This is a genomic window from Paenibacillus sp. 19GGS1-52 (assembly GCF_022369515.1).
In the GTDB taxonomy this organism is placed as follows: domain Bacteria; phylum Bacillota; class Bacilli; order Paenibacillales; family Paenibacillaceae; genus Paenibacillus_AQ.
Genome location: NZ_CP059724.1, coordinates 5,696,148 through 5,720,211 on the forward strand (window position 1 = coordinate 5,696,148; position 24,064 = coordinate 5,720,211).

Annotated in this window: 23 protein-coding genes and 1 pseudogene; 8 read left to right on the forward strand and 16 right to left on the reverse strand. The window is 44.2% G+C overall.

The features are described from left to right. Positions 1 to 3: 3 nt before the first annotated feature. Positions 4 to 474, reverse strand: coding sequence for a SprT family protein (locus tag H1230_RS26420; protein WP_239717564.1), 471 nt, complete (start codon positions 472 to 474; stop codon positions 4 to 6). A gap of 124 nt (positions 475 to 598) precedes the next feature. On the opposite strand from H1230_RS26420, the gene H1230_RS26425 reads away from it, so the two are divergent. Together H1230_RS26425 and cmpA are read left to right on the forward strand one after the other, a co-directional pair. Then, positions 599 to 958 (forward strand): hydrolase/acyltransferase, encoded by a 360-nt coding sequence (locus tag H1230_RS26425; protein ID WP_239712791.1) that lies wholly within the window; start codon positions 599 to 601, stop codon positions 956 to 958. A gap of 127 nt (positions 959 to 1,085) precedes the next feature. After that, the gene (gene cmpA / locus H1230_RS26430) at positions 1,086 to 1,223 is read left to right on the forward strand and encodes a cortex morphogenetic protein CmpA (protein ID WP_239712792.1); all 138 of its coding nucleotides are present in this window, start codon (positions 1,086 to 1,088) and stop codon (positions 1,221 to 1,223) included. Between the two features lie 74 nt (positions 1,224 to 1,297). On the opposite strand, the gene H1230_RS26435 is transcribed toward cmpA, so the two are convergent. The 6 genes from H1230_RS26435 to H1230_RS26460 form a co-directional block, all read right to left on the reverse strand. Continuing rightward, a complete protein-coding gene (locus H1230_RS26435) occupies positions 1,298 to 1,465 on the reverse strand; it encodes a hypothetical protein (RefSeq protein WP_195724193.1) in 168 nt (55 codons plus the stop codon). A 138-nt stretch (positions 1,466 to 1,603) separates the two neighbouring features. Continuing rightward, positions 1,604 to 2,098 carry a DinB family protein gene (locus tag H1230_RS26440; RefSeq protein WP_239712793.1) on the reverse strand — a complete coding sequence of 165 codons (495 nt, stop codon included), beginning with the start codon at positions 2,096 to 2,098 and terminating at the stop codon, positions 1,604 to 1,606. A gap of 201 nt (positions 2,099 to 2,299) precedes the next feature. Further along, positions 2,300 to 2,629: a DUF3024 domain-containing protein gene (locus tag H1230_RS26445; RefSeq protein ID WP_239712794.1), complete on the reverse strand. Its 330-nt coding sequence runs from the start codon at positions 2,627 to 2,629 to the stop codon at positions 2,300 to 2,302. 454 nt (positions 2,630 to 3,083) lie between these two features. Continuing rightward, positions 3,084 to 3,473, reverse strand: a complete 390-nt coding sequence (locus H1230_RS26450; RefSeq protein WP_239712795.1) for a hypothetical protein — start codon at positions 3,471 to 3,473, stop codon at positions 3,084 to 3,086. Positions 3,474 to 3,485: 12 nt separating this feature from the next. Then, positions 3,486 to 5,057 (reverse strand): GTP-binding protein, encoded by a 1,572-nt coding sequence (locus H1230_RS26455; RefSeq protein ID WP_239712796.1) that lies wholly within the window; start codon positions 5,055 to 5,057, stop codon positions 3,486 to 3,488. Positions 5,058 to 5,080: 23 nt separating this feature from the next. Then, the gene (locus H1230_RS26460) at positions 5,081 to 7,072 is read right to left on the reverse strand and encodes a DUF2207 domain-containing protein (RefSeq protein WP_239712797.1); all 1,992 of its coding nucleotides are present in this window, start codon (positions 7,070 to 7,072) and stop codon (positions 5,081 to 5,083) included. Between the two features lie 100 nt (positions 7,073 to 7,172). On the opposite strand from H1230_RS26460, the gene H1230_RS26465 reads away from it, so the two are divergent. Next, a complete protein-coding gene (locus H1230_RS26465) occupies positions 7,173 to 8,138 on the forward strand; it encodes an S-layer homology domain-containing protein (protein WP_239712798.1) in 966 nt (321 codons plus the stop codon). 83 nt (positions 8,139 to 8,221) lie between these two features. Here H1230_RS26465 and H1230_RS26470 read toward each other — a convergent pair whose 3' ends face one another. The 3 genes from H1230_RS26470 to H1230_RS26480 all read right to left on the reverse strand — a co-directional run bounded on the left by H1230_RS26470 (position 8,222) and on the right by H1230_RS26480 (position 13,911). Next, positions 8,222 to 9,931: an S-layer homology domain-containing protein gene (locus tag H1230_RS26470; protein WP_239712799.1), complete on the reverse strand. Its 1,710-nt coding sequence runs from the start codon at positions 9,929 to 9,931 to the stop codon at positions 8,222 to 8,224. 67 nt (positions 9,932 to 9,998) lie between these two features. Next, positions 9,999 to 12,806 (reverse strand): hemoblobin-interacting domain-containing protein, encoded by a 2,808-nt coding sequence (locus H1230_RS26475; RefSeq protein ID WP_239712800.1) that lies wholly within the window; start codon positions 12,804 to 12,806, stop codon positions 9,999 to 10,001. A 223-nt stretch (positions 12,807 to 13,029) separates the two neighbouring features. Then, positions 13,030 to 13,911 carry an NAD-dependent epimerase/dehydratase family protein gene (locus tag H1230_RS26480; protein WP_239712801.1) on the reverse strand — a complete coding sequence of 294 codons (882 nt, stop codon included), beginning with the start codon at positions 13,909 to 13,911 and terminating at the stop codon, positions 13,030 to 13,032. Between the two features lie 58 nt (positions 13,912 to 13,969). On the opposite strand from H1230_RS26480, the pseudogene H1230_RS26485 reads away from it, so the two are divergent. Beyond that, positions 13,970 to 14,086 (forward strand): annotated as a pseudogene (locus tag H1230_RS26485) (helix-turn-helix domain-containing protein); the annotation flags it as partial. Between the two features lie 58 nt (positions 14,087 to 14,144). Here H1230_RS26485 and H1230_RS26490 read toward each other — a convergent pair. Further along, the gene (locus tag H1230_RS26490) at positions 14,145 to 15,281 is read right to left on the reverse strand and encodes a glycerate kinase family protein (protein WP_239712802.1); all 1,137 of its coding nucleotides are present in this window, start codon (positions 15,279 to 15,281) and stop codon (positions 14,145 to 14,147) included. A gap of 482 nt (positions 15,282 to 15,763) precedes the next feature. On the opposite strand from H1230_RS26490, the gene H1230_RS26495 reads away from it, so the two are divergent. The 3 genes from H1230_RS26495 to H1230_RS26505 all read left to right on the forward strand — a co-directional run bounded on the left by H1230_RS26495 (position 15,764) and on the right by H1230_RS26505 (position 18,630). Next, entirely contained in the window at positions 15,764 to 16,165 is a 402-nt protein-coding gene (locus H1230_RS26495) for a transposase (RefSeq protein ID WP_239712803.1), read from the forward strand. A 408-nt stretch (positions 16,166 to 16,573) separates the two neighbouring features. Then, the gene (locus H1230_RS26500; RefSeq protein WP_239712804.1) at positions 16,574 to 16,918 is read left to right on the forward strand and encodes an AbrB/MazE/SpoVT family DNA-binding domain-containing protein; all 345 of its coding nucleotides are present in this window, start codon (positions 16,574 to 16,576) and stop codon (positions 16,916 to 16,918) included. Between the two features lie 50 nt (positions 16,919 to 16,968). Then, positions 16,969 to 18,630, forward strand: coding sequence for an ABC1 kinase family protein (locus H1230_RS26505; RefSeq protein WP_239712805.1), 1,662 nt, complete (start codon positions 16,969 to 16,971; stop codon positions 18,628 to 18,630). Positions 18,631 to 18,826: 196 nt separating this feature from the next. Here the strand turns inward: H1230_RS26505 and H1230_RS26510 are convergent, their stop codons facing one another. Continuing rightward, the gene (locus H1230_RS26510) at positions 18,827 to 19,390 is read right to left on the reverse strand and encodes a TetR/AcrR family transcriptional regulator (RefSeq protein ID WP_239712806.1); all 564 of its coding nucleotides are present in this window, start codon (positions 19,388 to 19,390) and stop codon (positions 18,827 to 18,829) included. A gap of 310 nt (positions 19,391 to 19,700) precedes the next feature. Here H1230_RS26510 and H1230_RS26515 point away from each other — a divergent pair, with 310 nt between their 5' ends. Next, positions 19,701 to 20,648, forward strand: a complete 948-nt coding sequence (locus H1230_RS26515; RefSeq protein ID WP_239712807.1) for an SDR family oxidoreductase — start codon at positions 19,701 to 19,703, stop codon at positions 20,646 to 20,648. A 424-nt stretch (positions 20,649 to 21,072) separates the two neighbouring features. Here the strand turns inward: H1230_RS26515 and H1230_RS26520 are convergent, their stop codons facing one another. The 4 genes from H1230_RS26520 to H1230_RS26535 all read right to left on the reverse strand — a co-directional run bounded on the left by H1230_RS26520 (position 21,073) and on the right by H1230_RS26535 (position 23,836). After that, complete coding sequence (locus tag H1230_RS26520) at positions 21,073 to 22,008, reverse strand: VanZ family protein (RefSeq protein ID WP_239712808.1); 936 nt, start codon at positions 22,006 to 22,008, stop codon at positions 21,073 to 21,075. Between the two features lie 283 nt (positions 22,009 to 22,291). Then, on the reverse strand, positions 22,292 to 22,741 hold the full coding sequence (locus tag H1230_RS26525; protein WP_239712809.1) for a hypothetical protein: 450 nt from the start codon (positions 22,739 to 22,741) through the stop codon (positions 22,292 to 22,294). Positions 22,742 to 22,778: 37 nt separating this feature from the next. Further along, positions 22,779 to 23,069 carry a hypothetical protein gene (locus H1230_RS26530; RefSeq protein WP_239712810.1) on the reverse strand — a complete coding sequence of 97 codons (291 nt, stop codon included), beginning with the start codon at positions 23,067 to 23,069 and terminating at the stop codon, positions 22,779 to 22,781. A gap of 38 nt (positions 23,070 to 23,107) precedes the next feature. Next, positions 23,108 to 23,836, reverse strand: a complete 729-nt coding sequence (locus tag H1230_RS26535) for a hypothetical protein (RefSeq protein WP_239712811.1) — start codon at positions 23,834 to 23,836, stop codon at positions 23,108 to 23,110. Positions 23,837 to 24,064 lie beyond the last annotated feature (228 nt).

The following is a 24,064-nucleotide window of genomic DNA, read 5'->3' on the forward strand; positions in this document are numbered from 1 at the left end:
CGCTTATTCTATTTCCAAGGTTTGCAGCTTGAGCTTACCTGCACAATTCCCGCAGCGATAGCGCTTGGGATCAACCTTTCGCTTGCGTGGATACTCGGTAGCACAGGCTGTGCACACGAGCTTATACCGGTAAGGCAGCGGTTTGCGCGCCTTCATTCCCGGTAGAGACTGGCAGTAGCGGCTCCCGCCGACCTGTGCCAGCAATCTTTTGAAATCGGCATCACGGTGCATATACCCTCTCTTTGCCAGATGCAGGTGATAGTGGCAGAGCTCATGCTTAATAATTCGCTCCGTTTCCTCACGACCGAACTGGGTCAGTTGAAGCGGGTTGATCTCAATATTATGACTTTTGATAAAATAACGTCCGCCCGTTGAAGATAATCGGCTGTTAAAGGTAGCTTTGTGCCGGAACGGTACCCCAAAGTTGTCCCGCGATACCTGTTCAATCCACAGCTGCAGCTCATCGTTGCTCATACTTTCCATAGCGTTCTCTCACAAGTCCTTTCCACGGGAAAATAGATCTCTACTTGAATTGTAACTTGTGCATAGGCTAAACTGTCAAGAAGGAAGATAAGAAAGTACGGAGGGAGAATGACCAATGCCGAAAATGCGATATGTAATTTTGCAGCAAAATAAAGAACTGCAATTCGTAGAAATGCCGGAGGAATATGCTTACCAGCTAAGCGCACTCAATCTTCGCCTCAATAAAGAGATCGATAAGCTGACCGCCGACAATGTGCCAGACCTGCCTTTGGCGATCGCCGAATGCGACTCGCTGGACCTGCTGCGTGAAGAACATTCACTGCAATCCGGCCTGGAATATATTAATCTGCTGGAGAGCGCTTTTGCCTCCATTCAGGAACAGAACTATCCGCTCATCTCACTGCTGACCGAAATTCGCGCACTACAGGCCCAGTTGGAGCAATGGTATGAAGAGGAAGAAGAAGGCGTGCTGTAGCTGACAGGCTTGACTCATTCCGTAAAATCACAGAACAGGCTGTTGTATTCCGCATTTTGTTGCCGCACCATTAGGCCCTCTTCCCCATATGCTAACTTACGTAAGCATGCTTAGAGGAGGGATTTCCTTGCCGCAGTGGCTCTGCCATCAGCTGATGAAAGCTTATTATAAAAAAGACCGCCGTCAGATTAAGCTGCTGAACGAGTGCTGGTTCTTTTACCGCAATTCCGCGGAATCACCGGGTTCTATACAAAGAAAGCTGTAGGAATAGTCAGTTGCATAGCGTAATTCAAAAAACCATCCCTTCATTCGGGATGGTTTTGTTTAGATTTCATATGGTTAGAACTTCGGAAACACATATTTAACTAAGAAAAACAGAACTCCAAACGTGATAATGATATAAGTTGCATATCTGATAAAGGTAATAGCGACCGCACTGGAATCCGATTTCTTTTGTACCTCGGTGTGCTGGACTTCTACACTTCTATCACTGTGATTCGGATCCATAACAATCTCTCCCCTCGAAACTTAATCTATCTATCATTAACCGAAGGTTCGACTGGTTGAAACAAATAGCCGCATCATTGTTCAACCTCAATGTATCTGAGTGAGCAATGATGCGGCTTAACGTTACTATACTTAAGATTAATCGAAGCTGCGGCGTGAGGGCCAAGAGCCCTGCAGCTTACGAACCAAGACGATCTGTCCGGTGTGATAGGCATCGTGCAGGATAAGACTCATCACTTCTTCGCCTGGCGCATGTCCTGAACCGCCCCAATCATACGCGCCTTCTTCAAGCGCTTCAATGACTTCCCGAAGCGAAGCGTGAACGGTCTTCAGCGCAAGCACTGCCTTCTCCCACTCTGCCTCCCCGGTAACCTTGACAGTAAATGTATCGTCATTGCTCTCCACATCAGGCAGCTGTGGCAAGCCCTTTAGCTTCTTAAGCAAACGTTCCTTATAATACGTCAGATGATTGACCGTCTCCCAGATAGAGTTAGCAGCTCCCCCCTGTGGCTTCCAGCTAGCTTGCAGATGATCCACGCCTGCAAGTGCATCGCTTAGCGGCGGTGACCAATCCTCAACATCCATACAATAATCCCAATTCTGCAGCAGTACTTCGCTAATTTTATTGTGCATGATAACCTCCAGAAAGAAATATGTAATCCTCAATCGTAACGGTCTAAAAACTAATAATAGGTATTCTTAAAATGTAGCATATTATACTCCGACGTCACGTGCAACCACTCAAAGCGATATGTATGATGATTAAGCTGGCGGCAATCTGTTGAAGGTGCTCCGTTTTCTGGCGCGAGGAATCCCGGGGCGGGTAAAGTAATCTTATCCCCAAAAAATCCCTTTATTATCTTTATCGACGATCTCTAATTGTTTAGAAAAATCTTCATCCGGCAATATGTCATCAACAAAATGCCATTTCTCTTTACTGTCTCTCCAATACACTTTCCACTTCCCTTGATTCAATCTAAATTGAGCAATATCAAATTGAGTCCATATATCACTCTTATATCCTGGTCTCTCTTCAATTAACGTAATATTCTCCCCTCTGATCTTGTAGCTCAGCTTTATCTCATTTTGAATACGCTTGGGAATTTTATTATTCGTATAATTATCCATGATCTTTATAATTCGCTTCTTTGTAAATTCATCCATTGTTTCTAACTCCTCTCATTTTGTTTATGTAGGTATATTTCAAGCCACACTCCCGTCTTTACCTAACCTAGCACCGTTTGAACGCTGGGTAAGACTTACTATAGCTTAGCTGCACTCTGTACAGCTATTCTGGGGAAATGAACCGATAAAGTGACTTTAGTTGTATTTCGTGCAGCTAAATTCCGACAAAATCCCGCTTCACAGCAAGTTAGCGACAGCCTCCTGATTTATATTCATTTGCGTAGAATGCAGCCACTTTCTTAAGCACGGCCTCATCTTTCAGGAGGTCCGTCAATATTTAATATGCGTTCTATATAAATGGGATTTAATCTTTCTTTTATGCTGGTTCTCATCGTCGGTGGTGTAATTAGGCAGATCATCGAGCAACCTGCCAAATCTTTGATTCGTTTAGTTTGTAGTACACCTTTCCATTTTATGTATGTAATCTTCCACCCTACAACGCCTTCCGTACACTCAATATATACTTCGCCTGATCGAGCGGGTTCACGCCTCGGCGGGTGCGCTCGGCGGTTACGTCTGGAGGGCATTTCTCATAGCCGGCAAAAAAAGAAGAGAACGTGCTACGCCCCTTCGTGTAAGAGCTTAAGTTCACGGGGTATTCGAGCGACGTCGCCAAGGGCAGACGTCCTTCGATCACCATTCGGTCACCGAGCAGTACGGGTGGCTCAAACATGCCGCGCATCTGCACGAGTTCGTTCATCACACGGCCGCCGTTCTCCTCGGGGACCACGATGCGGACTTGCAAGATCGGCTCTAGCAGTGTGGTTCCTGCATTAGCCAACCCGTTCATGATCGCCATCGGTGTCGCGACGGCGAAATCCAATGGATGAGTATGCTATACATGATGCTGCCCCTCAACTAGAGTGATCTTGAGGTCGGTAACCTCCCAACCGTAAAGACCCTGCTGCAGAGCCTCCGGCACCCGACGGGCTGTCTCATTCTGATATTGCGGCAGCAGATCGGAGCTCCGTACTACCGAGTCATAGACCAGCCCACTCCCCGGAGGGCCAGGTTCAATATGGAAGCGCAGAATCGCCCAGCATGGCTTCGGCATCAAATACGCGATGAAGCCCTCGCCTATGCGGCTTGGCGTCTCTTTATATATTACGGATGGTTGGCCAAAAGTAACCTTTAGTCCATAACGCTCCACCATAACACTGTCCAGAATCTCCAGTTGAATTGGCCCCATCACTTTGATGTGCAGCTCCCGTTCATCCTGCAGCCACTGGGTATCCAGCAGCGGATCTTCATCTGCCAGCTCCTGCAGGGCTACGATCACCTTATGGTCATCGGTATCGACTGCCCAATGTACACGCACCGTAAGCAGTGGCACAGCAAGCTTGGCTTCCTGCGGGATCGCCTCAGGATGGCCCAATACATCGCCGACCCGCACCCCGGACAAGCCATAGACTACAGCGATATCTCCTGCTTCAAGCGCTCCAACATCGTCGACACGACCGCCCTCCACCTTGCGGATTTGGGTCACCTTTCCTTGAATGTCCTGTGAATAATTCAGCAGTGTATCACGGTTGCGAATCGTTCCTTCATAGAGGCGGACAAAGGCCATCCGCCCCATATTCTTATCCCGTTGAATGTTGTACACGATACCGGACACCGGGGCTTCTGCATTCCCTCCGGCTCGCGGGAAATAGTCAATCATGGCATCCAATAGCGCCGTAATACCCAGCCCTTTGGCCGCTACTCCATAGACCAGCGGAAATATCCGACCTGTGGCTGTTTCCGCGCTCATATGGTTTTTCCATGCAACAAGGTTTACGGTTCGACCTGACATATATGTCTCCAGCCATTTCTCGTCCCGCTCCGCTAACGCCTCCAACAGCTCCGTCTGCGCGGCAGTCTCTGCACCGGTTTCCCATAAATCCGCAGCTCCCCGATAATTATGCTCTTCACCCATCGGACACTGCACAGGAATAATATCAGTTGACAAATAGTTGCGTGCCTGGGCCAATACAGCGTCAGGATCTGCACCTACCCTATCCATTTTGTTCATCAGAATAAGCGTGGGGATCTCCAGCTTCCGCAGCGCATTCCAGATCATTTCGGTTTGTGCCTGCACACCCTCCACCGCCGATAATATGAGCACCGCGCAGTCCATCACCCGCAAAGAACGCTCTACCTCAGACAGAAAATCGACATGCCCCGGCGTATCGACCAGATTGATCTGCACCCCTTTCCAGGCAAAAGATGCCAGTGCTGCCCGTACCGAAATACCCCGCTGCCGTTCAATATCCATTGAATCCGTTAATGCCGTTCCGCTATCTACACTGCCCAGTGCACGAATGCGTCCGCTCTCATATAAAATATGCTCCGTTGTGGTCGTTTTTCCGGCATCCACATGAGCAAATATTCCAACATTAATCCGTTCGGTCTCTTGCTGTTGACTCATCTATAGATCTCCTGTCATTGGATTTAAAAAGCTCCCGTTCCACCGCCACCGCCTCCGCCTCCGTCACCACCGCCAGCACCACCGCCTCCTCCGTCAATACTTCCACTTCCTCCCGATGAAGGGAGCGGTGACATATAGGCTATCGTCTGCTGAGAGTAGAGGACTCCTCCAAATAGAGCTAGATTTCTTAAGGTGGAAGGCTCAGTATTAGCTACAGTCCCTCTTACCTGTGCAGACTTCAGAAAAGAAGCTCCAGCATCCAATGTGAGGGCAAATTCACTGGCAAGCGTAACTGAATCTGCTCCGTTCGATACTGCATGAATTTGGCCCTTTTTAAGTTGTCTCCGCCACACTTTAAGTGCTGAACGGTACCAGGCCGCTTCTGGAGAGAGGATATTCCTCGGTATAATTACGACAAGCAGTACTGAACAAAGAATGCAAAGAAGATAGGTCAACACTGCATCTATATTTGTCAGCACAATCATCGAAAGTGAACAGGCGCCGAGATACAGGATCATCAACCATCTCCGAGTATAAAAGATCATCGTAAGCACGGCTCCCAGTGTTAACGGTACAGCCATAGAGCAGAGAATAAGCCAAGAAGTTGCATCAGCGTAAAAAAGACATAGTACGAACACAAGATGCAGCAAGGATAGACCTACCCAAAGGGGGCGCCACAGAGTATTTCTGTAGGCACTTTCCCGGAAAGAATCCTGCTCCGCGACCAGCAAAGACCAATCTTTAAATTTCTTGTCAACATTCAATGCTTTTTCATGATATTTTTTTTGCTTGCTGCGCCTATTCCGTTCCATAGACGTTGGTCCATTGACGGATTCCAGCTGAAATTCCTTGCCTTGGTTCTGAAAAAAATGAGTTACCATAAAAAGGTCCACCGGATTTAACAATTTACGGGCGCCCTGAAACAGAAATTTGGGCATAAACTCCGGTGCTTTAGCATCGTCCTCGAAGCGCGCCGGTGTCGCCCCTTGCTTCATAAGGACCAGCCCACGCTGCCGCATGGAAAATACACCCGCAAAGAGATCTCGTTTCTTCAATCGTCCATTTCTGTAGATGTAAGCTGCCAGCAACGGATCCATCTCCCCCAGCCGAGCTGGCGTAAGCTCACTCCTCCTCAGGAATCCCCTTATTCGTCGCGGTGCGAAAAGATAGAGTAGACTAACAGCCAGAATGAGCCCCGTAATTAGGTACAACATCTTGTCCAATAACGAGAAATATTCCGTCCGTGTGGAGATCAGATGATCTCTTGCCTTTTCTTGGGCCAGAACCTCCTTGACTAGCAAAGCCGATTCGCTAGCAGGAATATCACTCAACCAACTATCAGGAAATAATACTCTCATCCGAACTGTGCCTTTCTTAGGCAGGCTCTTATTATGATAATAAAGATAGGAAGCCGAATCGGTGCTGTTCTTCTTTAAGGACAGCACTCCGCCCCCTGTACGGTCCCGCAGGAAGAAGTCTACGCCGAGATTGTCACTACTTTGCGGCAGGAACAGCTGAAGGTTAACCTCTCCTACCTTTTCGTTGTTGTGTGTCAAGAAACTCCAGTAAAGTTCGCCTGTATCCGAATATCGGATCGCTGCCTTATCGACCCTATATCGATAATATACCCGTTTCGTTTCATCTTTTGATGCCGTATAGGCGTAATAGGTATCACTTTTGGAATCAAGCTCCACATCCAGCTCTTTCAGGCTGTCCTCTGTAAAATCGCCGATCAGCTTATCTTTTGGCGGTATGTAAGCCTCGAAATATTCAACAGCTTTCTGCCCTTCCGTATCCAGATACCGAGTAGTTCCGTTCCAGCTTCCGTTAAAAGTATAAGTGAACATCTCTTGTACCATCAAATCGCCGTCTGTCAGCAATTCCGCCTTAATATCTACCCGATCTATCGCATACTCTTTGTCCTTGTTGAATACAGTTTGAAGACTTGTCGCTATTATTATTATTATTATCATTATCAACACAATAATAAAAGAGTAATAGTTCCACTTTCTCATTCGAACATCACCCCTTTATTTCGTAAATCTATTATTTATTTAGATTACCCTGTAACATTTCGGGGGAAACAACCATCTAAGTATATAGAGGTGATACACAATGAACAAACCATTCTTGAACCACGCTACAAAAATGACTGTAGCGTGCGGTATTCTGGCAGCAAGCCTGTCCTTCGGGACATCGGCATTTGCGTTCTCCGATTTGAAAGGTGATCCTGCTGAAGCAAAAATTAACGCATTGCATGACGCAGGTATTGTTAACGGGGTAAGTAACGACAAGTTCGCTCCTAAAATGAAAGTGACTTTTGCACAAGGGTTACAATTTATCGTCAGCGGGCTTACGCTGTCTCCGCAACCCACAAGTGGCAGCAGTTCTACTAAAGCTAGTGATTTCTTCGATAAGGTAAAAGACAAAGCCTGGTATGCCTCAGCATTCCTGATCGCCAAACAAAATGGCCTTTCCCTGGACCGGGCCGTGAATCCGAACGGAACCATTACCCGTGCCCAGTTCGCCAATTTATTGACTCAGGCCTTGCAGAGTAAAGGGAATTTCCCTGTAACGATGATGTATGTCAATATTGCTGATGGAAGTAAGCTGACTGCAGAGGAATCGAATAGCCTGCAGATCCTGCTTAATACGCATATTGTGACATTGGAGAACGATAAATTCCGACCAAATGATGCCGTTACTCGCTCGGAAGCCGCTGTCTGGATTCATGACGCAGCAGAGTTTGCCAAACGTGTGATTATACCTGAGGATAGCTCCACGGCTCCAACTTCTAATTACGAAACAGAGGTTACGCTCGAAAAAGCCGCCGAAGGCGTAAACAAAGCTACGCTGACCGTTAACAATCTGCCAAATCCGGGCTATGGCTTGGTAGTGGAGAGAATCGAATTTGGCAAGGACAAGACAGCCGTTATTTATTTCAACATAACCAAACCTGATCCGGATAAAATGTATCCACAGGTCATTTCCAAAGCCTCCGTGGTTACTTACCTGCCAGATGGCTACAAAGCATCGGCCCAACCTGTACAAGGCTCCAGTTCAGCAGCTTCTTCCAGATAGAAGTAACAAAACAGGCCACGTCCTCCCCATAAAAGGAGAGCGTGGCCTGTTTATTCTGCATTTTAATCTGCTGCTATCTTCAGTTAGTTGATAAACTGAGTGTATTGAAGAAAACGTTTCAACATGACAGCGGCCTGTGCACGAGTTGCATTTGCTAATGGAACAAAGGTAGTATCTGTCATCCCGGAGATAATCCCCGCTTGTACGGATTGCGAGACGGACACCTTGGCCCAATTGCTTATTTTCGAGCTATCACTAAATTTATTCAACGGTTCAGCTTGACTGCTGACTGTTTTTCCAGCTGCAGTGATGGCTTTGGCTATCATCACCGTCATTTGTTCACGAGTGATCGGTGCATTAGGTTTGAAAGAGCCATCTTCATAGCCACTTACAAGATTAGCTTTAACAGCAGCTCCAATGGAGCCTGCAAACCAATCAGTTGCCTTAACGTCTTTGAAGGTCGCTGCTGCCGCATCAGAATTTAAAGCCAGCGAACGTACGAGCAAGGCGGCAAACTCCGCACGAGTAATATTATGATCTGGGGCAAAGTTCGTAGCTGTTGTACCACTAACGACCATTTTGGAAGCCAGTAGCTCGATATCAGCTTTAGCCCAATGTCCTTTTATATCCGTAAAAGATTTGGAAGAGGTTACTACAGCGTAAATACTATTTCCGTTTCTCTTAATGGTTGCTTGGGTAGTTCCATCCGTATTTTTCACAAAAACAGTCGGCACAAAGGAAATCTCCTGATTGGCCGGGTTATACAGAATGCCTGTGGTAGTTAACGGATCTATGGCTTGCGAAAAAGTAATACTCCGCTCCACATAGTTGGTTCCAAAGTTATTCAACGCTACCGATTTGCCATTACCTTCAGCGGTCACACTGAAATCAACAGAATGGCCTAGGGATACAGCTCCTTTTCCTCCAGCACTAACTTGAATCAGCTTCTCGATATCCGTTCCCATGACCGCAATGTTAATATGCAGGATCACACTAGAAATGTCTATGCCTAATGACTGGGCGATAGTGTTAAGATCCAGCACCTGCAAGGGGAGAGAATAGGATTCGTTGCCTGAGAAAATCTTAACGACAGCATTCGGAACACTCTTCATTCCTTCCAGCAGTAAAGAAGCGGGGAGAGAAACGTTGGTATTGCCGTTCGCCGCAATATCGCTAATTCTTATGGCAATAACTGGCGCTCCATCAGTCTTCCCTTGATCCTTCAGTTGAGTGAACGCATCGCTCAAATATTTGTTATCAATAGTTACCGTAGTCGTAATCTTGCCGTCAGGGGCAGTTACTGTATTGGAAGTAATTGCAGCAGGACTCACTTCTACATTAGCAGGAGTTACAATATTGGTGCTTGGGTTACTGTTGCCTGTAGGCGTTGTTCCCGATGGTGTTCCTGGATCAGTTACTGGCGGTGTGGGAGCAGCTGTAACTATAAGATCTTCCGTGTCTACAATCTCACCTTGTCCAACAACTACTTTATAGGTTCCGATGGACTCACTGCTTCCCAGAACAAATGAATCGGAGAATACTCCATTGATGACTTTAACAATATTAAAGAAGACAATGCTTCCTGTTGGACGGATTACCTTCACGATGACTTCCGAATCCGTTGACGTTCCGGAGATGGTCACTGTTCCGCCGGGATGAATAGCTGGAATGGCTGACATTACCACTTGAGACATGGCGGGACTTGCCGAAGCCGATATCGGACCTAATGCTGCACTGGCCAACACTATAGAAAGAGCAAGTGATGAATTCATAATTAGTTTTGGTATGTTCACGTTGTTCGTTCCCTCACTTTCAATAGTTGAAACTGCCCCCAAAGGGCAGTCCCAACCTAAATTTAAATTAATCTTGGTTATGATTGTTTTGAAGCAAATCATATTCCGCTTCAGTAATCTGAGAAGCAAGATTCAGTCCAACCGACAACGGATTATTGCTGTATTCGCTCACGACGAAAGCTCTTACCGTATAATTAGGATTCGTCAAAGCATCGGCTACATTGAAGTTTGCCGTAAATGTTCCAGCGTAGAAATTGTCCGATTCTGCAGCAACAATACTAACCGGTGTTGCCCCATTCATCAACTGGAAGATGACGTTCAGATGACCTTGGGATTCATTTTGTAATATTTTTACTTTTGCGGTGATTCCACTAGCTGTATCCATAACAACCGGCGTCATAAAGTAGGAATCCTGGCTTTGAATAGCAGTCATACTATGTGAATAACTATAATTGAATCCATCAGCATAAACATAAATCTCGTAATATATCCCTTCCTCTAGAACTCCTTGATGAATCGTAAGTTTACCAGCACTTAGTGTATATTCATCAGGCGATAATGTTCTCTCTGTCCAGTTTCTTGCGTACTCTTCCAAAACAACCTTTTGAATTTTACCTCTCCATAATGGATTGTCTTCAAAAGTCAGAACACTCGGTCCATTGCTGAAGAATGATCCCGTTAAGGTTGGAGCATAATTTGTATATATATCCTCTGTTACTATGGAAGTTTGTAGAATATTACCCGAGGTATCTTTCAACGTATTTCCGGCAATTTTGATTTGCAGGTTACCCTGAACGACATTCTTAAAATATACAGTAAGGTAATTATCATATAGGGTTACTACATCACCAGCCTGCAGAGGCGAGAAGGTTTTCCCTTTATCCGTTGAATACGTTACAGCCGCTTTTAAAGCGGTACCTGTTACATCTCCAGTATTATCCATTAAGTTATTATAGAAATATACCCCTGCTGTATGACTAGAGATCAGACGAGCTTCATGATACTCTGGAGGGTAGAGATCATTTGGCGATAACCTTTCTGTCGAAATGACATCGCTCAAAATATTATTTAGCTCATCCGCAATCACGTTAGCGGCAATATGAACACTGATATTATTATCTACTAGCGGTGTCCAGAAATGGAGCACCAATTTATTATCAATAATTGTAACTGAAGTAGCAGGATCTAAAGCTTTGGCACCAGCTCCATTTATCGATAATGTAATGGCAGCTTTAAGCTCATCTAGCGATGCTGTAATGTTTACGATGTTTTTGTCGAAAAAGAGTGTCCAATCCTGGTTTTGATTATCTAGGGTCGAACCTAGATATTGGGGCGGAGCAGTTAGCGACACATCAATAATACTCGTTACAACTCCAGAATTTTGTACATTGTTAAACTCATCTCTCAGAGTACCAGAGTCGATGGAAATTCTATTATAATTTCCACTGAGTGCTGTTTCCAAGGTTACGATTACCTTATTATTGGAGATTTCGAGGATATCATTAGTGCTTAAATTGTAATATTGGTTAAAGTTATTTCTTGCTATATGGAGGTTATAGCGCAGACGTTCAATAGAATCTCCATTTTGTCTTACCCCGAATTGGTCGTTATAGCGACCTGTTTGTATATAGATATTTTTATCAAATGTCAGTGTCACTATCTTGCGATTCTCACTGACCTCTACCTTTTGGTAGACCGGCCCAGTAATGTCACTAATCGTAATGGTATTGTCATCAGTATCGATTGTCGTTAATTCGCCAGCGACAATACCAATGCTGCTCTTCAGTGCATTAGCTGCAATTTTCACCTTGTAGTTGCCTGGTGCTAACGGTGTGAAGAAATGTAGGTTAAGACTGTTTCCGTTGGGAGCGCTGAAATTACTAAAACCTAAATTAAAATTAGTAGTAGTAGCCGTATCATTCACGCCCAGCGCTGTATACGGACCATCATCTTTGGAGATCGTGATTGCTTCTTTTAAGGCGTCATCGCTAAGTGTATTATTAAGGATACCTTGAGTGAAATAGAGACGCAACTCTGAATTATTATCGATATTATAACCAGAATAAGTTAGCGGGTTAGTATTCACATCAGTATATATTTCATTATTCATGCTTTCATTTGCACTCTTTACAGCGCCATTTAATACTTGAATTACATTATCTCCGCTTAGTGGAGCAGCAAAGGAAAGAATGATTTGATTACCACTGATAGAGATAATATCCTCACTGTTCAACGGCAGGTAATCTGAATTTTCCTGTAGATTATTAATTCTGACATAGTCGTCGTGCAGATTTACATTATAGATTTCTGAATCTCTCAAATAGGTTGCTGTCTGAACTGTCGTGTTCATCGTTAAAGTGACCTGTTTCAGATCGCTGCTGATCGTTGTACTCTCAAGGTAAGGAATCATTAAATCATGGGCGGCGATGTTCCCGCTGACCAGGTCGGAAGACAACACATAGCTGGAATCATTGCTGCCTCTTAAAGCGCCGGCTTTAACTCGGAGCTGGTTGGAATTCCCTACTAGAGGTCTAATGAAGTGAACCATTACAGTTCCATTAGATATTTGCACAGTGTCACCATTTTCTCTGTTAAAAAGAGAGTTGAACGCGCCATCATTTGTCCCTTTTATCTCAATAGATGACAACAAATCCTGATTTTCCGCTACAGGCACATTGAAAGATAAGGCTACATCTTGGTTGTTATTGCTGATAACAGCACTCTGTAATGTAATCTCAGAACCCGGTGCTGCTAATGCTTGCGCTGTAGATGAAAAACTTGTACTAAAGGGCACAATAGCTAGCGTCAACGCTAGTGCAATAGATAAGACTCTTCCCGTTACTCGCTTCATTAATTGTTTGCTGTTCTTAGCCATGGAATAAAGTCACTCCTATCATATTTTTCTTATTTCACAAATTAACTACTCCTACTATGATATATCTCACACCCGAATAAAGAGACTAACTAAAGTTATAATTCCAAAAATAAAGTCGAAAACGGCAATATTAAGGCTGAATACGCGAAACCTCCCCAAACTAAATAGGCCACGTTCTCCCTGAAGGAAGATCGCGACCTGTAATGGTTTATGGAGATTCACCTTAATGTATTGCAGCAACGATCTCCTGAATTAACTCCGGCAACCAATCGTCTAGGCGTTGAAATCTGAAACCAGCAGCTTCCGCTTTTGCCGTATTCATAAACCAGGTCTCGGGGATGCCAAAAGGTGACATATCAGCCGCATCTGTTTCGGTAAGAATATCGGCCTGTTGGCCGGTAGCCTCGGTAATGAGCAAGAGAATCTCTCCAAGTGAGGTTACTCCATTCGAAGTGGCATTGACCGGTCCCACCAGATTGGAACGACCCAGCCAGGCCAGAAATTCAGCTGCTTCATCCGAGCGAATAAATGACATTTCCGCATCCAGGTTTGGTATCCCGAGGGGCAGCCCCTGTGCTACATGTTCAACGTGAAAATGAAGTCGCCGTGTATAATCATCAAGTCCTAAGACCACTGGGAAACGAACTGCGGCAACCTTAAACGGGGCCTTTTGACAAAATACCGCTTCGACTAGTCGTTTGCCTTCCGCGTAGTCTATCTTAGCGGGATAGGGTTCCGGCAGAGTGTAGCCGTAGGGATCATAATCGCTCTCGATTTTAGCTGATCCGCCAAATGGATAGATACTAAGCGAAGAGGTGACGATATATTTCCGCGTGCGTCCTGTGAATAATTCCACGGCAGCCTCCGCCTCTTGTGGTGTGTAGCAAATGTTGTCGTAGACCACATCATAGGTTGAGGAACCTAGCACACGCTGCATAGCCGCTTGATCCGTACGATCGGCCTGCAGCCACTTCACAGAATTGCCGAAAGTATCGGGTGTTTGCCCCCTCGTTATAATCGTTACATCGACCCCATCACGGATCAGCTGCTCTACTAATTTTTTACCAAAAAATCTTGTACCGCCTATAATAAGCACCTTTGTCATGCCCAACACCTCCAGTTGTATCCGCTGTCCCAAAATCAGGTACCCATTCATCCCGGCTCATCGAAATACTTTGCAGTATCGCTTGAAGCGCATCCATACGCTAACTGGAAAAGACCCCCGAAAGGTACTGGAACTGTTTGAATTAACACATGGTTTGCTCTCCTTTTACAAATAACAAGCAACGGTCTTGAAGATCGCTCTTCAAAATCGTTACCCCAGATTAGTAGTGTAGACTATAGCTTAAGCAGTCTAGCGATACTCTCGCAAGCTCTTTCCACATTTTGCGGTCCTTCCGCAAGGACCGTCTTAAGTTCATCGACACTTGGCAGAATTCCAAATATCGCATCGAATCCTTCCGCATACAGAGCTTCAAAACCTTCACCAATGCAGCCTGCTACAGCTATTACTGTTTTGTCCGCCTCTTTAGCAGCCTTGGCTACGCCATAGGGTGTTTTTCCAAATTTAGTCTGATAATCAATACGCCCTTCACCTGTAAAACAGTAATCCGCAGCTGCTAATTTGGCTTTCAATTCTGTATACTCAATAACAATCTCGATCCCTTTCTTCAGGGTCGCTTGTGTAAATATCAATAAACCTGCTCCTAAACCACCGGCAGCACCAGCCCCCGGAACATCACGGACATCTTTCTGGAGCTGCTGTTTGACGATATCCGCATAATGGGTCAGATTCTGATCGAGCTTCAGCACCATTTCCGGAGTTGCGCCTTTTTGTGGTCCAAACACATGCGACGCTCCTGTCTCCCCGCACAGCGGATTCGTAACATCACAAGCCACGATCATCTGGACATGTTCTAGTCTAGCATCCAGCGATGAAATATCGATCTTGGCCAGCTTGTTCAGGCTCCCTCCTCCTTGCGGAAGTGGATTTCCATCTCCATCCAGGAATACTGCCCCAAGTGCCGCGGCCATGCCTGTTCCGCCATCATTTGTGGAGCTTCCGCCAATACCAATAATAATCTTCTTAATCCCTTTATCCAGACATTCGCGAATCAACTCACCTGTTCCGTAAGTCGTGGTAATGAAGGGGTCTTTGGTTTCTTTAGTTACAAGTTGAATCCCGCTCGCGGATGCCATCTCAATAGCTGCTGTAACGCCGTCGCCCAGAATACCATATTGTGCAATAACGGATTGTCCTAGTGGCCCTGTTACTTCTTTTTCATTTAGCTGACCTCCGGTTGCATCGACTAAGGACTGAACCGTTCCTTCGCCGCCATCTGCCATTGGAACATGAATGAAGTTCGCGGTTGGGAAGACTGTTCTTATTCCCTTTTCCATAGCTATGCAAACTTCTTTCGCAGTCATACTCTCTTTAAAAGAATCCGGTGCCAATACAAATGTGGTTTCCTGCAATTCATTCACCCCATATTCAATACTAGATTAATATAATTGATTGCTCATCTAGTTCCACTCTTTCCTATTACAATCCATCATCTTAGCTCCCCCTTAAATGAGTCAAATAATGGTGACTATGTCTTGTTATCCTAACTAGGGCGTGTCTGAAAACTATATAAGTTGAACTTAAGATTTCCTAAATCGGCTTTAAACGTAACTGCAGTGAATGTTTAGACTTCCGGCCGCTGTTGTCTCCCGATTTCTTGATTTATTCCGCTTTAGCGAATGAAATCCCGAGACAAAGGCGGTCGCTATCGCTCCTACAGTTCCAAAATTCCCCTCCGTTACTTTTGCCTTTTACTTAGTTTTCTAGTTCAACTTATATAGGTGCTGCTTCAAAAGCATAAACGCAGCATAATTTCACAAGAATGAATTACAAGGGGATTGTAAAAAGATGCTAAGACGCCACGAAATCAAGGATCAGGACTGGGAACGAGTCCTTGACTAGCGATGCGGACTTGCAGGAGGTGTCTCTAGATAGCACTTCCTGTAAAGTTCATTTGTATTTGACATCTGGAAATATCCATGACTGTACGGTAGCGACCCACGTCCTCTCTGGCCTAGCCTTGTCCGGAGCTGCTGTTTTAGCCGATAAAGCCTATGGAACCCTGAACATTCGAACGTATATCGAATCCCAAAACGCCACGTTCTGCATCCCGCCCAAGTCCAATGCGACAGATCCTTTGGCATGTGATTTTTACCACTATAAAGAACGCCATGTTGTGGAATGTTATTTCAACAAACTCAAACAATTCCGTGGGATCGCAACACGCTATGACAAACTTTCCCGAAACTTTTTGAGCTTTGCCTTTCTGGCTTCTATGATGATTTTGTTGAAGTAGCTCCATTCCAGTCCAACACCACAATTATACCGTACACTTCCAAAATTTGTTTTCGTATCGCTTTACATTTCTCCCCTAACTTTAGAACATCACCGTTACACCTAGAAGGCCCTCTAAGCCATATTTCTATGGTACGGTTCCCCAGTTTAATCATAAAAGCGCGATAGATTCACTCCGTTCAGTCAAGGTGAGGTACTGTAGGAGAGCTGGGTGCCGTGCGTTTGAGTACGACCGAAGGCCGTGTCAGCCGCTGATGATGAAGCTGACGCTAGGTCGGCTATTCCAATGGAGTGATTCATGGGGCAGCTCTCCGATACTATTTGAACAAAGTCAACACAATCATATATAATATGATTAGTATGAAATATCATACTGTTGTGTAGATTGATTATAAAGGGAGAGATTAGGATGAATCATAAAAAAGAAAATAGTCATGGATTCGGGCATGGCAAAGTGCTGGGAACAACATCAATGGGTGAAAGAGGACAAATTGTTATTCCTCGAGAAGCAAGGGAAGAACTTGATATCAAGCCAGGTGAGAAATTCATCGTTTTCGGGAATAAGCGCAAGGGAGCTGTCATTCTAGTCAAAGCAGAAATGTTCAACAAATTTGCGGATTTCTTTATGAGTGCTTCGAAAAAGTTTGAAAGTATGGCCCAAGCGATCTTTGATAAAAACACTACTCTCTCTGAAGATGAGGATGATGAACCTGTAGTAGCTGAAAAAAGACCTGAGGTAGATGAAAAGGAATGAGCGAATTCTTTAAATTGATGAAAGATGTCCGGTTCAGAAGAACCATGCGAATGATTTTTAAGTTCGCTTGGGATCTCTGGTGGCTGGACAAGCAAAAGCATTTTATCCCGAGCCGGCGCTTAGAAACGAAAACCAAAGCATTATACCGAAAACAGGCAACTTATTTTACGAAGACTGCAATGGATATGGGTGGATTAATAATCAAACTTGGGCAGCATGTTAGTGCGCAAGTGGATATTTTGCCGAAGGAAATTATTGATGAATTGTCAAAGCTGCAGGATTCCGTAGATTCGGTAGATTTTTCCGAGATACAGCAAAAGGTAGAGAGTGAACTCAAAGTATCCATTAGCGAGGCTTTTGCTGAGTTTAGTACAACCCCAATCGCAGCGGCTTCCTTAGGACAAGTACATCGGGCGACATTACGAACAGGTGAAGAAGTCGCAGTGAAAGTTATGCGTCCTGGGGTAGAGGATATTATTAACATTGATTTCAAGTCTCTTCAAGTTGCGGTTCGATTGTTAAAACGCCAGACAAAGATTGCAGACTTCATGGACCTCGATGCTGTGTATGAGGAGTTTCGCGAAACTATTATGGAAGAGCTCGATTATCAAAAAGAGGGGCATAATGCAGAAGAATTTCAGCTGCAGCTTATCCATCGAGATGATATCGTTGTTCCAGGCATTCATTGGTCCTATACCACTTCAAAAGTTTTGACCATGGAGTTTTTGGAAGGTGTGAAAATCAACGATTTTGCTAAGCTTGATGCTTGGGGTGTGGATCGCACTAAACTAGCGAAGTCATTGTTGGAAATTTTTATAGAACAGATTCTAGTAGATGGCTTCTTTCACGCAGACCCACACCCAGGAAATGTTCTCGTGCAGTCTGACGGCACCATAGCATTAATCGATTTTGGAATGGTCGGACGAATTGCAGTTGATATGAAGGCGCAGATGGTAGCACTTGCAATGGCCGTGTATTTAAAAGATGCTCACGGCGCAATCGATGCTCTTAATCGTTTGAGATTTTTAAGACGGAATGTAGATTTAGAGGTTCTTTCAAGGAATCTCACCTCATTATTTGAACAAATCAACGGGGATACGTTTGACTTAAGTTTTGTGACGTCAGGTGACAATGTTGAGGAGTTACGTGATTTCCTTTATTCCCAGCCCTTTCAGTTACCGGCAAATACAACCTTTTTGGGAAAAGCACTGGGCACAGTGTATGGACTTTGTCTAGGTCTGGACCCTGAGTTTGATTTGATTGGGACCGCTAAGCCTTATGTTGAAGAGGTTGTGCGTAGCGATCTACGAGGAAGTGTCTTCTCCAACTTTGTAGATGAAGGCAAGAATCTTCTAAAAGGAATCCTTCCTACGACCAAGAAGTTCATTTCTGCAGTAGATAAAATGGATAGCGGAAATTTACGGGTAAAGCTATCCAGTTCCTTTGAGAAAAAATTGATAGATACCCAGAATAAGAACACCGAGCGAATTATTGCAACAATCATTGGAGCGGTATCCCTTCTGACGGCCGCAAACATGTGGAATGACGTGAATCCTATTGTTTCTTATGTGTTAGGCGCTTTGGGATTGGTCATTATGCTGAGCCAGCTCAAAACGAGAGGAAACCGCCGTGAAGTAAGACATGCCAGGCAGATGAGAGCCATGCGTGAACAGAGTAGATTGGAAAAGTCGAAGTTTAATTCCCATGAATAACGGCCAAATAACAGAAGACCCATATTTAATCGGTCCTCTGTTATTTGGCAACTTCCTATCACCATGATAGCGATACCTCTCCAGCCAGTCGACCAAACCTCTTGGGGAAATGCCCAGGAGGCTATCCGGCGTTTCATAGTCGCATAGCCTACACGCATACATTCAATTCAATGCCCTGCAAGGAAAACTATCGCTATTATTCCGATATCACCGCTTCAACCAACTTCCAGACCCCTTCAAATTCTCTTTTCATATCAACCAGCAACCACTTATCAGCAAAGGCAGGTGCGGAAAACCAGGAGAATGCCAATAGAAGGGCATGTAACTGCCCGCTGTCTTCAATTCTACTTGCCGCTTTTAAACTGGCCAATAACTCTTCAATGTGTAGGGCCCAGACAATTGGATTCCCATCAATATAAGTGGTATATAACTTGAACATTTCTGGATCATGTAAATAAGATTGATATTTGGATTCGCTCAAAATCCATAGCCAGTCATGAACGATTTCCTTTGTAGATGAATAGTTTTCAGTTTCAAAAGGAAGCAGTTTGGCCAGTTCATGATTAAGCCATAAATGTGAAAGAGCAGTCCATAGTTCTTCTTTTCCTGTGAAATACTTATAAATCGCCGCATGAGTCGTTCCTAGTTCATTTGCAACTTTTGAAAGATTAACTTTTTCCATGCCTTGTTCAGCCACCATTCGGTGAGCGGTTTTCAATATTAGTTCTCTGCTTAAATTTTTCATGCATTCATTATACATACATGCACTCCAAGTTACAACTATTGACTTTTGTAACTGAACAGTGTAAATTCATTTCATTAGTTAGTTAGTTACAGATATTGATATTTGTAACTAATGAAATAAATATGGATCAAGATACGACATCGTGGATGTAATAGCTGGTTTTAAGATACAGGGGATTGATTAGTGTATTTACCATGATCTTTGTAAGCTGATCGGACTCCCAAACGCGCAACATGTTGCACACGATTCAGCGTAAAAGGAATAAATGGTTCGAGTCTCTAAATTCCTAGAAGTTACAGCAATCAAACAAAGGAGTGTAATGAAAATGGAAAATTTCCCTAAATGGACAGCATCAGATATCCCATCTCAGCGAGGAAGTTCGGCTATTGTCACCGGCACGGGAGGCTTGGGCTACGAAACGGCCTTGGAGCTAGCAAAAAATGGGGCAGAGGTTATTGTAGCAGGCCGTGACAAGGCAAAAGGAGCAGAGGCCGTTAAAAAGATCCTTAACAGCGTAGCCTCTGCCAACATACGCTTTGAAGAATTGGATCTTGCCAGCTTAGCCTCGGTACAAGCGTTCGGCGAACGGATGAATAATGAGCGTCAAAGCCTAGATCTTCTGATCAACAATGCCGGCGTAATGACGCCTCCAACCCGCAAAACCACGAAAGATGGGTTTGAGCTTCAATTCGGCACGAATTACCTCGGACATTTCGCATTGACAGCCCACCTGATGCCTTTGCTGCGAAAAGGAAAAAATCCACGAGTGGTCCATCTGAGCAGCATTGCCCACCGCAGCGGCGTCATTCATTTTGACGACTTGCAATTTGAAGGTCGTTATAAAGCAATGGGGGCTTACTCTCAATCTAAAATTGCCATGATTATGTTCGCGTTGGAGCTTCAGCGGCGCAGTGACGCATCGGGTTGGGGGCTGCTGAGCATTCCGGTTCATCCGGGAATTTCGCGCACGGATCTACTTGTTAACGGGGCTGGACCGAACAGCTCTGCGGGAATAGCCCGAAGGTTGCTAGGCCCGATCTTATTCCAGCCCGCCGCTCAAGGCGCCCTTCCGACTTTATTCGCTGCCACATCGCCAAGCGCGAAGGGCGGGACTTATTACGGTCCCGGCGGATTCTCAGAAATAAGAGGCTTGCCAAAACCGGCCAAGATCGCTCCGCAAGGATTGGATAATGCTGTCGCATCCCAACTGTGGGAAGTATCCAAACAACTGACGCATGTGGATTTCGACAAAATTGCTTCAATGAATTCATAATTATTCTTTTCTAAGAGTTTGAAAATATGAAAATGATTTTATGGTTTGTAGCCTATGGATGGATTATTGTTACGGGTTCTTCGGCCTGATCCTTGTTCTTCAGGCACCGAAACTGGTGGTTCAATGGCCAGTCATTACGCTCACCCTCGTTGCCGCTGTTGGATGGCTGGCAATCAGTTTTATGTTTCTCCCATATAAAGAACCGAAAATCATCAGTTCCATATTTGTGGTGCTTGTTCTCGCAGCTACTTCGTCATCTTTTCTGATTACATGAGGGATAACCAAAATTCTGCCTGATGTACTGCGTTTAGTATTGAAAGGTTAAGCTCATGGGCCGGGGGAACATTCCTTACTGTGGCAGCTTCTCGACCAGTTTGGGACTCAACCCAGCCTCTCTCTCCCAGCCGCACCTGACCTTGCCCCTTTACTTATTCCAGGTGTACCTCATCTCCCTGAATCCGACATCCCATATTCTCTCATTTCCCTCCAGAATGATCGTGAGCTCATTGTCCCCTTGAAGATAAATGGAGGACATCCCCGGTTCATGGCTAGGATCTTCTGAGGACGTGGAGAGATACTCCTGGCCATCGGCAGAGATGCGCAGACTCCCATGAGCATCCTCTTGATCAGGAATTCCAAAATTTAAGTAGAGATAAAGCTCCTTTTTGCCTAACGTATATGTGTACTTCACCGTACTTTCACCTTCGGTGCTGTACGCATTATACTGGGGCTCTACGTTTTGTCCGCCGATTTGGAAGCTGTCTCGTGTTGTTCCCGTCGATGAACTTGCACCGCTGTTTTTCAACTCGTTTAATGCAACGAAGGGGCCTAGTTCTTTAGTGAACGCTTTGTCGACGATCCCGAAGCTCCCCCAAATCCCGATCATCAGGACGATGGCGGAGATGCCCGTAGCGGCTAGGTTTCTCCGGACTTTTTTTGTACGAAATCCGAATCTAAACGCCCCGAATCCGACTGCTGCGCCTAAAGAGTTTTGAATAACGTCGTTCATATCGAAGCTGCCGAGCAAAGTGAGCGCCTGAACGGTCTCAAGCACAAGGATACACAGGATGAATAGGATCATGAATCGAATGAAGCCGGTTCGATATAACAATGGGATCAAGATACCGAAAGGGATGAAGGCTGCGATGTTTCCAAAACCCACAGCATCCATAATCGTAGGTTGTAGAAGATCCGATAGATCCGGCAGCCTGAAAAAATCATCCGGTAAAAATAGAAAGGTGTAACCTGTCTCCCGACCTACGGTATCTGCTCTGCCGAAAGCAATAAACATAAAATAAAGAATCAAAACGGTATAGCATAGGGTTATGGCTAAAATAACTTTACGATGCTCGGTATTCATTATCTGCTCCTTTATTCGAAAGCGCTCTGTAGACTAGAGTACCTCATAATGACACGCTGGTAAACAGTAAAGGCAAGCCTGCTATCATGCAAGGAGAAGGAAATTCAATCCTCTTGACAAAGGTCCCGATTTCCCATTATGCCCCGCGAGGAATTCCATAAAAAACTTGCCATTACTTATGATACGGTTCACCGTAATGTATCTAAGCACAAACTTCGATTTGACCACAAAATATACATCTCCATATAAAACAAAGCCACTCCTGAAACAAGAAGTGGTTTCTTTATTGATTCTTTGTATCCCACTCAAGATTGCTTTTCCAGTCAGACCACAATAACTTTATCGTATTAACCAACCACTCTCCACCAAACGTTATTGTCCCTTCGTGAGAAGCATAGATAATCCAATCCATATTCTGCGAAGTCCAAAACCCCTCACCGCCTGTGAAATCGCCATTGTAGCAATAATAAGGGTATAGGTTTGAAACCTGTATGTTGTAGGTCTCACCTGTTTCTAGAAATTCAATCACCTGCTCTACTCCATGGTGCTTAAGCAACGCAATAATATCATTTAACTTTTCTTCACTTTCGATGTATTCGGAATTAAAAGCAATAAGGTCTTCTCTACTGCATTCAAATAATGGATACCAGTAAGGTTGTCTTATATCCCATACTTGCTCCATATCTTTCCTCAAACTTATAGAAACCTCTTCTGGAATTATCACTTTTTGCATGAGAATCCCTCCTTTATGCTCTCTTTTAGACTTACGCTTAGATAATAGTCACTATTGCAATATCCTTTCCCGCCCAAAGATTAAAGCTATAGCCTGTTTCGAGCAGTTCCCAAGGTGCTTCGTCAACTATGAAAGCCACATCCGCATATGTATCCCACGTACCATTAATATGTCTTGTTATCCTAACTAACACAGTCCATGTATCCCCATGAAATGTCTTATCCTTGATTTCTCCAAAGTTTACAACTATGTCTCGCACCCATTCATTAACAGGAAACCGATTAGGGTCTTTATTCCACTTGATAAGGGCTTTTACAAACCTGTCCACGTTATTCCCCCTTCTTGTTTAGCAATAGAATCCATGTTTTATCTATAAGACATAATCATCCATTCATTATTTTTATACATGAGCCAATATTCCAAATTAGCTTTTGCCTTATGTCTCTCCATGTTGTTATATACATCGTCAAAATCCATAATTTTACCAATTACACTAAAAGGGATTTCCAAGCTGTTTCGAGATTTAATGACCCTATATAAATCAACTAAAATTCCATCCTTAGCCAATAACGCTAGTTGTTCTCCAACGTCATGACTTAATGGTGCTACATTCTTCTTATATGACTTCAATCTATTTGAAATCAGTCTCCGTAATACATCAATGAAATCGTTTTTGTCTTTATAGAAAACTTTATTGAACCAACCATCATCATGTGCCAAATACACATACTTGTTATTGAGTTTTTCAAAAAATGGACTACTTAATGCTTCTTTATAATGACCTAAATACAATAACTCTGCTTTTTCTTGCGGTTCGAGATTATCGAGGGAAGCAACATTATCAAAGTCCATCCAACAAAAATCCCCATAATGATGAACATTTTCTTTGTACAGGTCACTTAGATGTTCTTTTCTTAAATATTCTAATCTTAGCCCGTAATGAAAATCTTCTCCTGTATATCCAGATGCAAGTAGCAAGACATTATTTAGTTCATTCGTGAGTGAATTAATAAAATCAATAAACTCTATACCCATTGATGTTAATGACTGTTCCTTCTCGTTATATATCATGTAAATAACATCTTTCGTTTTCATTAGTATTCCTCTCAAAATTAATAATTTTTTGTCTATCGACAGTTAACCAATTATACCATATGTTGGTATTCACCTTTTATTGTCGTTTCGCTCTCTAATTCAACTAATAGTCGCTGACTGGATGTGCATACCCCTAACTGAGAATGATCTATTATGAAAAGGATGTAAACTATCCCCCCTAACTTACATAGCATACCTTGACCGCCTAGACAGCCTTCCAAGGCATGT

What these genes read in the sequence shown, in the direction of transcription:
- H1230_RS26420 (WP_239717564.1), bottom strand. Translation starts at nt 474, where the DNA reads ATGAGCAACGATGAGCTGCAGCTGTGGATTGAACAGGTATCGCGGGAC.
- H1230_RS26425 (WP_239712791.1), top strand. Translation starts at nt 599, where the DNA reads ATGCCGAAAATGCGATATGTAATTTTGCAGCAAAATAAAGAACTGCAA.
- H1230_RS26435 (WP_195724193.1), bottom strand. Translation starts at nt 1,465, where the DNA reads ATGGATCCGAATCACAGTGATAGAAGTGTAGAAGTCCAGCACACCGAG.
- H1230_RS26440 (WP_239712793.1), bottom strand. Translation starts at nt 2,098, where the DNA reads ATGCACAATAAAATTAGCGAAGTACTGCTGCAGAATTGGGATTATTGT.
- H1230_RS26445 (WP_239712794.1), bottom strand. Translation starts at nt 2,629, where the DNA reads ATGGATGAATTTACAAAGAAGCGAATTATAAAGATCATGGATAATTAT.
- H1230_RS26455 (WP_239712796.1), bottom strand. Translation starts at nt 5,057, where the DNA reads ATGAGTCAACAGCAAGAGACCGAACGGATTAATGTTGGAATATTTGCT.
- H1230_RS26460 (WP_239712797.1), bottom strand. Translation starts at nt 7,072, where the DNA reads ATGAGAAAGTGGAACTATTACTCTTTTATTATTGTGTTGATAATGATA.
- H1230_RS26465 (WP_239712798.1), top strand. Translation starts at nt 7,173, where the DNA reads ATGAACAAACCATTCTTGAACCACGCTACAAAAATGACTGTAGCGTGC.
- H1230_RS26475 (WP_239712800.1), bottom strand. Translation starts at nt 12,806, where the DNA reads ATGGCTAAGAACAGCAAACAATTAATGAAGCGAGTAACGGGAAGAGTC.
- H1230_RS26480 (WP_239712801.1), bottom strand. Translation starts at nt 13,911, where the DNA reads ATGACAAAGGTGCTTATTATAGGCGGTACAAGATTTTTTGGTAAAAAA.
- H1230_RS26500 (WP_239712804.1), top strand. Translation starts at nt 16,574, where the DNA reads ATGAATCATAAAAAAGAAAATAGTCATGGATTCGGGCATGGCAAAGTG.
- H1230_RS26505 (WP_239712805.1), top strand. Translation starts at nt 16,969, where the DNA reads ATGATTTTTAAGTTCGCTTGGGATCTCTGGTGGCTGGACAAGCAAAAG.
- H1230_RS26510 (WP_239712806.1), bottom strand. Translation starts at nt 19,390, where the DNA reads ATGTATAATGAATGCATGAAAAATTTAAGCAGAGAACTAATATTGAAA.
- H1230_RS26515 (WP_239712807.1), top strand. Translation starts at nt 19,701, where the DNA reads ATGGAAAATTTCCCTAAATGGACAGCATCAGATATCCCATCTCAGCGA.
- H1230_RS26520 (WP_239712808.1), bottom strand. Translation starts at nt 22,008, where the DNA reads ATGAATACCGAGCATCGTAAAGTTATTTTAGCCATAACCCTATGCTAT.
- H1230_RS26525 (WP_239712809.1), bottom strand. Translation starts at nt 22,741, where the DNA reads ATGCAAAAAGTGATAATTCCAGAAGAGGTTTCTATAAGTTTGAGGAAA.
- H1230_RS26535 (WP_239712811.1), bottom strand. Translation starts at nt 23,836, where the DNA reads ATGAAAACGAAAGATGTTATTTACATGATATATAACGAGAAGGAACAG.